The following is a 12,278-nucleotide window of genomic DNA, read 5'->3' on the forward strand; positions in this document are numbered from 1 at the left end:
CCCTTCCGAACGCTTGCTTTTACCTGATCAAGCAGGCATTGCGACTTCCTTGCCTAATCCTTGGAGATTATTTGACATCTCTCCAAATTCATGGTAAAATTCCCCATAAATATGGCAAATAAAATCATTGCGATGCAAACTATTGCCAATAGGGAAGAGCGCACGTGGCGCCCTGCAGACGACGGCTGACTGAAAGGAGGATCAGACTATGCAGAGCCGGCCCAGGCTCACGCGACCGGATTATGGCGTCGATGCCCCCGGCGTGGTTCGCATGCTCATCTTGAGCGCGCTCGTGCTCTACGCTGTAGCGCTCTGGCTCATAATTGGCCTGCGCCTGACAGGTCTGGCCATCTGGCTGCTGGCGAATGCCTCTCTCTGTCTGGGAGAGGCTCTGGCCATGCTCTGGACCTCGCGGGTCGGAAAGCTGCGGGAGATACGACGCATGCTCGATTACCTGGTCCTCTGCGGCGATGAGCAACTGCTTGATGTGGGATGTGGACGTGGAATGCTGCTCATCGAAGCGGCGCGCCGCCTGGGCAGTGGACACGCCACGGGCATCGATATCTGGGACACGCGCGACCAGAGCGGTAATAGCCCCCTGATTACTCAAGAGAATGCCCGCCTGGCCGGCGTGGCCGAACGGGTCAGCGTGGTCACCGCTGACGCGCGGCAACTGCCCTTTCCAGAGGCAAGCTTCGATGTCATCGTCTCATGTCTCGCTTTGCACAATATTCACGGGGAGCAGGAACGTCGTCAGGCCCTGCGTGAGATGGTGCGGGTGCTCAAGCCCGGCGGACGAATCGCGATCCTTGATCTGGCCCATGTGAAGCAGTATGCCCGCGATCTACGCGAACTTGGGGTTGAGTTGCTCATGCTTGGGCGCCCGTCCTTACGTGTCTTCCCGCCTCTGCGTATGTTGCTGGCTTACAAGCCGCTGACCAGTTGAGAGGGCAAGGCGACGACGGCGGCCATATAAAGGGCTGCTTTCCTTTGTTGGCCTGCATTGGAAAGACAAGAGCGCAAGCAAGAGAGAGGGAGAACCATCGCTGTGAGCGCGCTATTGCACGGACTGCGTTTGACTGCTCCTGATCTTGCTGACCTCGGGGGAGTGCTGCAGCTCTTTGCTGTTTGTGATTATGGCCTCTCCGAGACCATTGATGGATACGGAACGCTGCTTACCGCCGAAGAGGCCTGGCTGATCAAATCCGGCTGTGAGGAGCCGATTGCCTACGCTGATCTTCATACTCAGAGGATAGGCCAAGAAGAAGCCGCCGGCCTTGTCGGTCTGACCTGTCTGCTGCGCCTCCTCGTGCATCCGCATCATCGTCGTCGGGGCCTGGCTACTCTCTTGCTGCGCCTGGCGGAGGAGAAAGCTCGCCAGCTAGTGAGAGGGCTTTCTCCCCTACCAGAACCTGGTAATCGTAAACCGGCGCGGGGCTGGCTTTGTATTCCGGTGCTGTTAGGGCGAGACAGCGATGGGGCGCAGGTCTTCCTGAAGCGTGAGGGCTATGTCTTCCTGACCCTCGGCTTTTGCCGCGCTCTCCTCCCTTTCGCCGCGGCGGGCTACTGTACTACCTGGCAAACACCCATGCCGTTGCCTGGGCGACCAGGACCAGGCCGACCCCTGGTCATCTATGCGAAGGAGATCGCCAGCTCACCGCCAGCCCCGCCGTCTGTCGCTATGAGGTGTGGCCTCTCTTCCTCCTTAGCTTTCCCTTGATCTGCCTGCCGCTGGCGAGACAGCCTCAAATGTTACCGGCAAGGCTTTGAAACCACGGAAGACCATTGACGGAAGACGCTCAACCTCCTCTGTCTCCAGGCGTAGTTCAGGCAAACGTCGCAGCAGAGTGGTAAAGGCCACCTCAGCCTCCAGCCGGGCCAGAGGGGCCCCCAGGCAGAAATGGGGACCGTGCCCGAAGGCCAGATGACGATTATCAGCGCGACGAAGATCGAGCCGATCGGGTTCGGGGAACTGCTCGGGATCGCGATTAGCTGCGCCGAGCACAGTCAGCACCTCCTCACCGGCTTTGAAACGTCGCCCTGTCCAATCCACATCAGTCTTAAGACGGCGCGAAGTCAGCTGCACCGGGCTATCGTAACGTAAAAGCTCCATCACAGCTGTCGGGGCCAGACCGGGGTCGTCTCGCAGCAACTGAAGCTGCTCAGGGTGCTGCAAGAGAGCATAGAGGCCGTTGCCAAGCAGATGGGTAGTAGTACCATGACCGGCAGCAAGCAGTAAGATGCAGTTGCCAAGCAGCTCCTCCTCACTGAGGCGGTCCCCTTGCTCCTCAGCCATGATGAGGGCCTGCAAAAGGTCATTACGCGGCGCCTTGCGTCGCTGCTCGATCAGACGCCGGAAATAGTCGAGAAACTCCGCAATACTGCTCAACGTTTTCAGCAGCTCCTCAAAACTGAGATCGCTACCGTCCAGGAGCCGACCGAAATCTTGGGTCCAGGCGATAAACTGCTGGCGATCCTCGACTGGCACGCCGAGCATTTCGGCGATCACGATCGCGGGCAGCGGATAAGCGAAATCAGCGACAAACTCCATGTGCCCCTGCTCCTGTACCGCGTCCAGCAGTTCATTGACGAGGCGCTGCACACGTGGACGCAGACTTTCTACCATCCGCGGTGTAAAAGCTCGCGCCACCAGACCGCGAATGCGAGAATGATCAGGAGGATCAAGAAAGAGCATCTGCCGCGAGACAGCGCGCAGGGCAGGCTCTAGCTGGGGGCGCAGCTCCTCGGGCATCCAGGTCGTCTCTAGCGTCCCCCAGGCCGACGAGAAGCGAGGGTCGCGCAGCACAGCGACAACATCGGCGTAGCGTGTCAGCACCCAGGCGTTCATCTCTTTGTCCCAATAGATGGGATCATGCTCGCGCAGGCGATGATAGAGGGGATAAGGATTAGCCAGATGTTCTGGCCGCTGGACATCGCTTAAGGTGAGACGCTGGCTATCACTCTGGTGCTCTTGCATCGTAGTTGTGGCTCCTTGCAGACCAGGCTGCTACTCTCTCAAAAACAGAAGCGCAGGGAGTGACAGGCGATCAGATAGCCAGGGCCACCAGGGCGCTAAGGCTGCCGCCTGGCAGATCCTGGTGAAGATTCTCTTCACTCCTGCTCTCTCTCCTTCTTACCCTATCACAGCGCTTGGACCAACGACAATCTGGGCTCCGTCAGGGGCGTCAGAGCCATTCTCTTCCTGCCTTGCCCTTCCGGCTCTCGCGGGCTGAACTGAAGCGAAGGGAGGGCCCGCTGCCTTTCTCTTTAATCAAGCCGCCGCCTATGGAGAAATCTTTATGGATCATGCCCGGCGTTAACCAGATCTTGACGGCTCCATGCTCTCCAAAGGCGATATATATCAAGTATAATACAGCACAGCACTTTGAGGGTAATCATGCGGGTCTTGCTTATTGGGGTGGATGGCTTGACATTGCGCATTGTGAAACCGCTGATGGCGCAAGGACTGCTACCCCATCTGCGGCAGATCTACGAGGGGGGAAGCCATGCCCTGCTACACGCCCCTTTGCCTCCAACGGCAATCACGCGCTGGCAGGCCATCGTGACAGGTCTACCACCTCAGCGGCAGGGCCCGATTCCTGACTACGATGAATATGATCGCTGTGTGCCAGAGGCCCCTGGCGCCTTGCCTTCGGCCTCACTCTCGTCGCGCGCCCTGGCCCTGGAGGAGAGTAGGACGCTCTGGGATCTCCTCAGCTCCTGGGGACGGCGCGTAGTCGTCGCGAATGTGCCCGCAACCTATCCGCCTTGTCCCATCAATGGCATCATGCTCAGCGGCCCGCCGGCACCGGCCTTTTATGCCGGCCTCGCCTATCCGCCTGATTTTGCCGCCAGGCTGCTGGAAGCCATCCCAGACTATCAGCTCATGCCCACCTGGCACGGGCTGGCTGCCTGGTTCAGGGAACCCCTGACAGAGATTCGCCGCCTGCTGGAAGAGCGTCGCGCGCTGCTGAGCCTGCTGCTACGCGAGACATGGGACTGCTGTCTTTTTGCGCTTCATGAGATCGATCTGCTACAACATCTCTATTGGGATCGCGTACTTGATCTGCACAGCGACGTAGTCGCTTGCTATCGCCTGCTGGATGAGCTACTTGGGCTGGCGCTGGCGGCTTTACAGCCAGCCGATCTTCTGATCCTTCTCTCACCCTATAGCTTCCAAAGCATTAGAAGAACATTCCATCTGCAAGAATATCTGCTACGCCATATGAGCGTCTCTCTCAGCCACAGCGGTCAAGGAGCCAGCCGCGCCAGGCGCTGGCACGGAGGAACTCGCTGGAGAGCCTGGGGGTTGCACCTTCTCTCTCATCTGCCACTCCCCTTTCCCGCACAGCGGCGCTGGCGGGCCTCATATCTGGCCAGGGCCTCGGTGAGGAAGGGGCGAGCCGGGCAGGTTGTGGCGGACAGGCCCTTCTCGCTCCTGCCGGCCTCATCACCGTTGGGAGGCTATGCAATCATCGCTCCTGCCGACCACCTGACGGAGAGGCAGATCGAAGACTTCATCGCTGACCTGCAAGCGCAAGTCGATCCAGAGACAGCCTATCCCGCTATTGGCGACATCTACCGCGACGATGCCTGCATTCCTATCGGAGCATCAGCCGGGCTGCAGACAGCAGGCGGGCCGACGCGCCGTCTCATGCTGCTGGCTCACGATGGGGTGCTCCTCTCCCAGACGCTGGGGCATCGACAGTTATGGAGCGCGGGGACAGCCTGCTGTGGGATGCATCATCCCGATGGGCTTCTTTGTCTTTACGGGGCTGGGCTGGCCCGAGCTGTCCTCAAGCCTGCCTCCGCCTATGACATTGTGCCGACCATTCTGGCTGCGCTCAACGTGCCGATTCCTGCGCAACTCAGCGGGCACCTGCTTCTTGGCAAGGAGGCGCCCCTTGCAAGCCCCTCCTCGATATAGTATCATAGCTAATGAGCTAATTCATTGGTGATGTCTATCTACGATTGCTATCAGGATAGCGATAGCAGCCTCGAATCGCCTGAATTGTCGCAGCGGCTGAGACCGAGAGGGCCTGACAGCGTGCCGCTGCCTCTATTTCTCTCTGGGTGGGGCCGACAGTGGTGGGGAGAGTGCATCTACAAGGGCATGCACCGACTTGCAATTGCCGCGCTGGTAGAAGGGGCTTTTTGCGCCTTTCGGGCAACGAAGGCCGAGCTGGTAAGGAGGCTGACCTATGCTCGCAAGGCGAACAGAAGGTCCAACTACCAGGCTGCCAGGCGAGCGAGTCGCGGAGTCATAGCAAGCACAAGGTATACTAGTCAGCTCAGCTGTCCCTCTGGGCAAGTGTGATCTCGTCCCTCTGGGCCAATCAGCTAGCGAGTAGAAAGGTTGGCGGCCTCTGTGATAGAATTGAGCAAGATTCGTGTAGGCAAGCCTTCTCTGAAGCAGCTTTTGGTTGGCGGCCTGGGGAGCGTCATCGGAGTGGCGGGATTCATCCTCACCGTAGCGGTCTACGTTGTAGAAACGCTGATCCGTCCGAAGAAGATTGTCAGTTTTGCGGACCTCTACAAGATTTCTCCATTTGAGCTTGAGCTGCCTGCCGAGGCAGTGACCTTTCCGGCGCCCAACAGCGACCACATGGTCAATGGCTGGTACATCCCGTACCCGGGGGCCACGACGACCATCCTGGTCTGTCCCGGCTATCGTTCGGGCATGGCCGATGTCCTGGGCATGTGTGCCCATCTCTGGAAAGCTGGTCACAACGTGCTTGTCTTTGAGTATTACGGACATGGGCAGGAGGTCGGCAAACCGGTCACCCTGGGCTATCGTGAGATCAATGATTTCATGGGGGCCGTGGCCTATGCCAAAGAGCGGGCCCCCCAGGCCCGCTTAGGGGTCATTGCCTATTCGATGGGGGCTGCTGTAGCCATTATGTGCAGCGCCCGCTGCCCGGACGTAGAGGCCATTGTCGCTGACAGCTCTTTTGCCACCCACTGGAGCGTCATCGACTACAATGTCCATCGGGTTCTCCACCTGCCCGCCGCTCCCTTCACCTGGGTCGCCGATTACCTGCTCTGGTGGCGCGCGGGCTACCGTTTCGACCAGGTGGCGCCGCTACGCGATATTGGCAAAATCGCGCCGCGTCCCATTCTCATCATCCACGGTGGGAAAGATTCACTGGTTGACCCGCGCGATGCGCCACTCCTTTACGAGGCAGCCGGTGAGCCGAAAGAGCTATGGATTGTACCCGAAGCTGACCACTGCGGCGCCTACTTCGCCGACCGGCGTGCCTATGTCAACAAAGTACTCTCCTTCTTCGACGAGCACCTCAAGAAGCCGCGCCCTCGCCTGCAACTGATCGAGGGAGAAGCGGCAGGATCAGCGCTCCCGCGCCCGGCCCAGGCGACGGGCGAAGCAGTGAGCGACCTATCGGAAGCCAGCTAGTGAGTCAGGAGTCAGCAAGCTCCTGAGATAGCGAGCGCTCCTCTTGCTCGCCGGGAGCCGGTGGATAGCTCAGCGTCAGAATTTCTCCATCTCGGGCGGCTCGGGTCGCGCGAAAGATGCGCCGGGCCGCTTTTTCTGCGCTCGAAGGATCATTAATCTTAGGGCTAAAGTGCGTCAACAGCAACGCGTGAGCGCCGGCCTCCTTAGCGAGGCGGGCTGCTTCCTCTGCCAGCATATGCGCATGAGCGCGGGCCAGGGGCAGATCCGCAGGATCATCGTACATACTCTCGCAAATCAGCAGATCGACATCATGGGCCAAGGCAGCGAGCTTGGCCGTCGGGCGGCTATCAGTAATGAAAGCCAGGGAGATGCCCCGTCGTGGAGGGCCAAGCACCTGATCGGGCGTGATCAGCCGGCCCTCATACTCAACACTTTCGCCGCGTTGCAGGCGAGACCAGTACTGGACAGGCAAACCCAAGGCCTGGGCCCGTTCTACCTGAAATTGAGGGCGGCGCGGCAGCTCCAGACGGTAGGCGAGACAGGGCACACCGTGCTGAGCAGGAGCGCAGGCGCCTTGCAGTCCCCCAGGCAAGGCCAGCCGCTCGCCTCCCTGCAGCTCCTGTATCTGCAACGGGAAAGGTAGCTCACCCGCAATGCGTAGCAGACCCTCAACCACATAGCTAGTCCCGGGCGGCCCATAGAGCCGCAATGGCTCCGTGCGTCCGGCGTGAGCGACCATAAAGAGCACCCCGGGCAGGCCAGCCACATGATCGGCATGCATATGCGTCAAACAGATGGCTCCAAGCTGGCGAAAGCCCCAGCCCAGGCTCTTCCAGGGGATCTGCGTCCCTTCTCCGCAATCCAGCAACGTCAGAGTGGCGCCGCAGCGCACCAAGGCGCACGAAAGCCAGCGTCCAGGCAAAGGCATCATACCGCCTGTTCCCAGCATGCAGATGTCAATCATCGTTTGTTCGCACTCACAGATTTTTCTGGTAGGCCCAGGCCAGCCCAAGAATGAAAAGAGAGATGACCAGATCGCTGCTCAGAGAGAGCGTCACCACGATGAAAGGGAAGCCGGACATGATCATCACCGTGGCCAACAAAAGCCAGAAGATGAGCAAGGCTGCTGCCAGATAGGCGAGGGCAGGAATCCGCCGCATAGCTTGCATCCTTTCGCGCCGTTTCCCTCGTATGGTAGCACGCCTGGAAGGCCTTTGCAACCAGCATAGCGGGCAGCGGCTCTGTTGCCAGGCCCTTAGCCTGACACCTACTATTGACAACCAGGGCTATGCTGCCAGGCCCCGTGACGCCAGGCGGCGCCTCACAGGCTCCTCTTCTCCCCTATCGTTGCGTCAATAGCTGTGGTATCATCAATCTGCAAAGATCTAGTCCCAGGCAAGCGAGTCAATAAGGCTACCTTAGCCGGCAAAAGCAAAAAAGAAGCGAGGAGCAGGTGCCCCGTGAGAGTCATTGATCGCTTCCATCCTCAGAGATGCCGTGAGCTACAGGCTGCTCTCGATGCTGGCCTGGCGCTGCTGCGGGGAGAGGTCTCCCTGCTAGAACCGCCACAGCTGTATCTCCTGACGCTGCTCAGTTTTCTCCTTCTGCTCATTGGACTAGTAGGCTTTAGCGCCCTGGCTCTCTTGGCCCTTGCCTGGCGCACGCTCCCTGGCTGGTCCGCAGGGAGCATCGATGTCCTGCGGTTGCTCATCTGGCTCGCCATCAGCAGCGCTGTCTATCTGGCCCTGCTGCCTCTCCATGAGCTTCTGCATGGGCTGGTCTTCCGCTTCTGGGGAGGACAACCCTACTATGGCATGCGCCTGCCCGTGGCTCTCTATTGCGGAGCACGTAACCAGCTCTTTCGTCGCAACCACTATCTCCTTGTAGGATTGGCTCCCTGTTTGATCCTGTCCTTACTCCTGGTTCTGCTCATGTTCTGCTGGCCAATAACAGCTCCCTACCTGGTGCTGGCCGGGGCCGGTCATCTCTCCGGCTGCGCCGGCGACCTGCTGGCGATCTTCCTCCTCCTGCGCTACCCATCCCACCTTTGCATTGAGGATACCGAACTGGGCTTCCGGGTATGGGAAATTTTCCCCCATCACCTTGACCTCAACTCCACAGTCCAGGCGAACTGAGGCATACTATGCGACAGGAGCAAAGACGCCCTGGGCGTGGGGCAGGGCTGAGACCTGGCCATCTCTTCGCCCAGCCCGGCGACTGCATCCGAGTCCGTAGCTACGCTATGAGTCCAGAGGATCATGCCAGAATTACCAGAAGTTGAATATACTGCTCGTCAGGTTCGAGATGCTCTCTTAGGGGCCTGTATAATCGAGGCCCAGGTCTTCTGGGCAAGGAGCATTGCCCGGCCCGACAGCGCCACTTTTTGCCAGGCCATCGCCGGACAGCGCATTGAAGGCGTGCGCCGTCGCGGCAAACTACTGCTGCTGGATCTCAGCGGCGACTATCTCCTGACCATCCATCGGCGCATGACCGGTAACCTCTTGGTTTTGCCTCCGGGCTGGCGCCTCGATCGTCGCCTCCAGGAGCAAGATCGGGCGTTATGGGAGCGCCTGGGGCCGACCTTTGTCAACGAAGGATATCAGTGCCGCTGTCAGGAGAAACAGCAGGAGGGACAGGAGGAGACTCTCTGTCTGCGGCATGATCAGCCGTTCTACTGTCGTGTCTGCTTCACCCTTGCCGATGGGCGGCGCTTGCTCTACAACGATCTGCGCAAATTTGGGAAGCTGGCCCTCTGGCCCCGTGCCCAAGAGGCCGAGGCCCTGGCGGGCCTGGGTCTGGAGCCGCTGGCCCCCGACTTCACAGCTGAGCGACTAGGGCAACTGCTGCAAGGGAAGAAGCGGCCACTGAAACAGGTGCTCCTGGAACAAACCCTGATTGCTGGTCTGGGCAATATCTATGCAGACGAAGCCCTCTTTCTGGCGGCTATTCACCCGCTGCGCCGGGCCGACACCCTCAGCTCCGAGGAAGTGGCAGCCTTACGCCAGGCCATCGTTGCCGTGCTCCAGCTCGGTATCGAACATGGAGGAACCTCCTTCAACGACTATCGCGGCCTCTGGGGAGAAGCCGGAAACAACTATGCCCACGTGCAGGTTTATCAGCGCACTGGCCAGCCCTGTCGACGCTGCGGCACCCCTATCCAGCGCATCATCGTCGCCCAGCGGAGCACCCATTTCTGTCCGACCTGCCAGCCAGCGCCTTACTGAGGGGTAAAGAAAGCCGGGCTGCAGCGCAAGCTAGCGGGTCCTCCAGGGATATTGGTGAAGGTCACATCGACAGTGGCCGGCACATTGCGCGGCTGACGGCCAGCCAAAGGGAGGGTGAAACGCACATAGCCTCCCTGATCGCTGGTCGGCTGCTGAGTCAAAGTCAAATCGCCGCTGCTAAAATGGACCACAGCCGTTGCTGTTGCGCCGGGCACTCCCTGGAGATTTTTGGTCAGGCGGGCATAGATAGTAATCACCGCTGTAGGAGCTGGAGCGTTATTCGAAGCCCAAGCGCCGCAGCGATAGGGTGGCGTCGTGGGAAGGGGCGAAGTACTTGCCTGGAAAGCAGGATTGATGGTCACCGTCGCGGCGGGCGAGAGCTGATTAGCCGTCGGACCGCAAGCACTTAGCAGGAGCAGCCAGAGCACAGCCAGCCCCGAGAGCAAGGTACACATGCATCTATGCAGCAAAGATCTACTCATACAGATTACCCCTCAGAACTTCTCTCACAAGGCATCAGCCTGATCCTTCCAGCGCGGGCGGAATGCGGCAGAGCGCCAAAAAAAGCGCGGGGTAGAACCAACCCCGATTGGCTCGCTTATAGCGGCACGCTCAGCTCTCCTGCGGTCTTCACTCTCTACTGACAGGCAGGATACATCTGAAACGGACATCTGGCAAGTCCGCGTAGAAAGGGACTGGCCCGACTCTCCCCCGAGCGTGCTTCACGTTCTGGGCAGGTGATGCAAGATAAATTGTTATCTTTATGCACAAGCAAAGAGGAAAGATATTTGCAGCGAAAGAGCCGAACATCTTCCGGCCTGAAGCGGTGCTCCCTGGAGCGGGGCCATAGCACCTGTTAGAAATAGACCACATTTGGAGGTGCGAGTACATTATATCATAGACAGGTAGTATAGGAGAGGTTACGCGAAGCCGGCTAAGCCGGCAGACGCTGAAGCAAGGGAATGCTTAGTAGAAAGGAAGCAAGCAAGCATACAAGTGGGAGAGGGAAGGCCAGTCCTCGCGGGAGCTGGTGGCTGCCTGGCTTGGCGGTAAGAGGCCTGCCCGTCAGGTTCCGTTCTGAGGCCGACGACTGGCCGGACAGGTGGTGAGGGAGGGAGGTTCTTCTCCTAGACGTGCTTGTCCGCAGGTTCTCAAGGCCCTGATGGTCTTGGTCCGGCATCATTGTCTTGTTCTTTCTGTAGAGATGTGTTACACTATTGGGCGTTGGAGAATTCCTGAATAGGAAGACAATTATTTTGCTCGATCAGGAGTGTACATTTTTATGAGCCATCAGGCTGACGAACAGTGGGAGCTGTTCGCAGAGCTAGAGCGACTGAGCGAAGGCTTAGAGGCGCATGCCAGCGGGAGGGTGCAGCCAGCGTCGTCCCGTACCGAGTTGGACCCAGTAACGATTCGCCCCGATCCTGGTCGCGAGCGTAGGAAGGGAGCGCCGGAGGTCATCTTTGCCGAGACCAAAGAGACGGCGCAAGTGATCGCGATGGCCCAGGCATTGCTGGCTGGCTCGGGGCGAGCGATTATCAGCCGCATGCGCTCAGAGACCAAGGATGCACTCCTGGAAGTCTTTCATGACTATACCATTCGTCTGCGCGAAGCCGCCAGAGCGATGGTCATCTCCAGGCCCGATTTTGTGCGTCCCGACACCGGGGGGCACGTCGGTATCATCACGGCGGGCACCTCCGATGTCCCTGTAGCGGAGGAGGCGGCCCTCGTTGCCGAGGAAATGGGCTGCCGCGTGACCAGTATCTATGACGTGGGGGTGGCAGGGCTACACCGTCTGATTGGCCCGTTGCGCGACCTGCTCTCGAACGGCGTAGATGCAATCGTGGTGGCCGCTGGCATGGATGGGGCGCTCCCTTCGGTCGTGGCAGGACTGGTTCCTGTCCCTGTCATTGGCTTGCCCACTTCGGTTGGCTATGGCCTGGGTGGCAAGGGCTTGGCCGCCCTCCTGTCAATGCTGCAGACATGTGCGCCGGGCCTCGCCGTCGTCAATATCGATAACGGTGTCGGCGCGGGCATTACCGCGGCTCTGATCGCCAACCGCGTGGCTCAGGCTCGCAAGCATCCCTTGCGCTAGCTAGAAGGCTGCGAGATTTCTGTCTCTCTCTAGCTGGGAGCAGAGACTGTCTCGCCGCGTTGTTGGGTAAACGTGGAGTTTGAGTGAAAGAGAGGCGGGACTTTCTATGGCAAATAATAAGCGCGGACCGGAACCCGGATCGCAGAAGGCCAAGCATGGCGGTCAGGCTGTGCGTGAGAAGTATGGCACGGAGTTCTATGCCAGAATTGGCAAGAAGGGAGGCGAAGCAGTCAAGCAGAGACGCGGCCCTCAGTTCTATTCTGAGATCGGTAAGAAGGGCGGCGAGTCGACGAAGCGTCAGCAAGGCTCGGCTTTCTATTCGCGCATTGGCAAGAAGGGGGGCGAACGGGGGCGTGCCGCTGGAGGGGCTAACTCCCCTGTCGCCCCGGCTCAGACGCCGGAGGAGAGCAATAGCGGGACAGAGAGTAGCTGATCGATGATACCTTACCTGGCTGTCTCCACCAGAGAAGAGGTGGCTGGCTCACTGGCGGGCCATTGCCTATCACCATCCGATCCACTCCCCTCGCGAGCTGGGTCGAGTCGGGTA

At 59.5% G+C, this 12,278-nt stretch carries 12 protein-coding genes; 8 read left to right on the forward strand and 4 right to left on the reverse strand.

Going from position 1 to position 12,278, the window contains the following annotated elements:
* The first annotated feature begins 208 nt into the window (after positions 1–208).
* Together AC6H1L_RS15235 and AC6H1L_RS15240 are read left to right on the forward strand one after the other, a co-directional pair.
* Complete coding sequence (locus AC6H1L_RS15235) at positions 209–946, forward strand: class I SAM-dependent methyltransferase (RefSeq protein WP_497598337.1); 738 nt, start codon at positions 209–211, stop codon at positions 944–946.
* 102 nt (positions 947–1,048) lie between these two features.
* Positions 1,049–1,720, forward strand: coding sequence for a GNAT family N-acetyltransferase (locus tag AC6H1L_RS15240; RefSeq protein ID WP_497598338.1), 672 nt, complete (start codon positions 1,049–1,051; stop codon positions 1,718–1,720).
* Here the strand turns inward: AC6H1L_RS15240 and AC6H1L_RS15245 are convergent.
* Complete coding sequence (locus AC6H1L_RS15245) at positions 1,706–2,977, reverse strand: cytochrome P450 (protein WP_497598339.1); 1,272 nt, start codon at positions 2,975–2,977, stop codon at positions 1,706–1,708. The genes AC6H1L_RS15240 and AC6H1L_RS15245 overlap by 15 nt on opposite strands.
* Positions 2,978–3,397: 420 nt before the next feature.
* Here AC6H1L_RS15245 and AC6H1L_RS15250 point away from each other — a divergent pair, with 420 nt between their 5' ends.
* Both AC6H1L_RS15250 and AC6H1L_RS15255 read left to right on the forward strand, forming a co-directional pair.
* Positions 3,398–4,927 (forward strand): alkaline phosphatase family protein, encoded by a 1,530-nt coding sequence (locus AC6H1L_RS15250; protein ID WP_497598340.1) that lies wholly within the window; start codon positions 3,398–3,400, stop codon positions 4,925–4,927.
* A 441-nt stretch (positions 4,928–5,368) separates the two neighbouring features.
* Positions 5,369–6,412 (forward strand): alpha/beta hydrolase, encoded by a 1,044-nt coding sequence (locus AC6H1L_RS15255; RefSeq protein WP_497598341.1) that lies wholly within the window; start codon positions 5,369–5,371, stop codon positions 6,410–6,412.
* A gap of 4 nt (positions 6,413–6,416) precedes the next feature.
* Here the strand turns inward: AC6H1L_RS15255 and AC6H1L_RS15260 are convergent, their stop codons facing one another.
* Both AC6H1L_RS15260 and AC6H1L_RS15265 read right to left on the reverse strand, forming a co-directional pair.
* The gene (locus AC6H1L_RS15260; protein ID WP_497598342.1) at positions 6,417–7,376 is read right to left on the reverse strand and encodes a ribonuclease Z; all 960 of its coding nucleotides are present in this window, start codon (positions 7,374–7,376) and stop codon (positions 6,417–6,419) included.
* A gap of 13 nt (positions 7,377–7,389) precedes the next feature.
* Positions 7,390–7,572, reverse strand: a complete 183-nt coding sequence (locus AC6H1L_RS15265; protein ID WP_497598343.1) for a hypothetical protein — start codon at positions 7,570–7,572, stop codon at positions 7,390–7,392.
* Positions 7,573–7,872: 300 nt separating this feature from the next.
* On the opposite strand from AC6H1L_RS15265, the gene AC6H1L_RS15270 reads away from it, so the two are divergent.
* On the forward strand, positions 7,873–8,547 hold the full coding sequence (locus tag AC6H1L_RS15270; RefSeq protein ID WP_497598344.1) for a DUF3267 domain-containing protein: 675 nt from the start codon (positions 7,873–7,875) through the stop codon (positions 8,545–8,547).
* Positions 8,548–8,670: 123 nt separating this feature from the next.
* Positions 8,671–9,636 (forward strand): DNA-formamidopyrimidine glycosylase, encoded by a 966-nt coding sequence (gene mutM, locus AC6H1L_RS15275; protein ID WP_497598345.1) that lies wholly within the window; start codon positions 8,671–8,673, stop codon positions 9,634–9,636.
* Here mutM and AC6H1L_RS15280 read toward each other — a convergent pair.
* Entirely contained in the window at positions 9,630–10,118 is a 489-nt protein-coding gene (locus tag AC6H1L_RS15280; protein WP_497598346.1) for a hypothetical protein, read from the reverse strand. The two genes, mutM and AC6H1L_RS15280, sit on opposite strands and share 7 nt — an antisense overlap.
* A gap of 800 nt (positions 10,119–10,918) precedes the next feature.
* Here AC6H1L_RS15280 and larB point away from each other — a divergent pair.
* Together larB and AC6H1L_RS15290 are read left to right on the forward strand one after the other, a co-directional pair.
* Positions 10,919–11,731 (forward strand): nickel pincer cofactor biosynthesis protein LarB, encoded by an 813-nt coding sequence (gene larB / locus AC6H1L_RS15285; protein WP_497598347.1) that lies wholly within the window; start codon positions 10,919–10,921, stop codon positions 11,729–11,731.
* 106 nt (positions 11,732–11,837) lie between these two features.
* Positions 11,838–12,164, forward strand: a complete 327-nt coding sequence (locus AC6H1L_RS15290; RefSeq protein WP_497598348.1) for a general stress protein — start codon at positions 11,838–11,840, stop codon at positions 12,162–12,164.
* Positions 12,165–12,278: the final 114 nt, after the last annotated feature.

Source organism: Thermogemmatispora argillosa (assembly GCF_059696725.1).

Bases quoted from the DNA above. Each gene is read 5' to 3' on its own strand.
- AC6H1L_RS15235 (WP_497598337.1), top strand. From the start codon at position 209: ATGCAGAGCCGGCCCAGGCTCACGCGACCGGATTATGGCGTCGATGCC.
- AC6H1L_RS15245 (WP_497598339.1), bottom strand. From the start codon at position 2,977: ATGCAAGAGCACCAGAGTGATAGCCAGCGTCTCACCTTAAGCGATGTC.
- AC6H1L_RS15250 (WP_497598340.1), top strand. From the start codon at position 3,398: ATGCGGGTCTTGCTTATTGGGGTGGATGGCTTGACATTGCGCATTGTG.
- AC6H1L_RS15260 (WP_497598342.1), bottom strand. From the start codon at position 7,376: ATGATTGACATCTGCATGCTGGGAACAGGCGGTATGATGCCTTTGCCT.
- AC6H1L_RS15265 (WP_497598343.1), bottom strand. From the start codon at position 7,572: ATGCGGCGGATTCCTGCCCTCGCCTATCTGGCAGCAGCCTTGCTCATC.
- mutM (WP_497598345.1), top strand. From the start codon at position 8,671: ATGCCAGAATTACCAGAAGTTGAATATACTGCTCGTCAGGTTCGAGAT.
- AC6H1L_RS15280 (WP_497598346.1), bottom strand. From the start codon at position 10,118: ATGAGTAGATCTTTGCTGCATAGATGCATGTGTACCTTGCTCTCGGGG.
- larB (WP_497598347.1), top strand. From the start codon at position 10,919: ATGAGCCATCAGGCTGACGAACAGTGGGAGCTGTTCGCAGAGCTAGAG.
- AC6H1L_RS15290 (WP_497598348.1), top strand. From the start codon at position 11,838: ATGGCAAATAATAAGCGCGGACCGGAACCCGGATCGCAGAAGGCCAAG.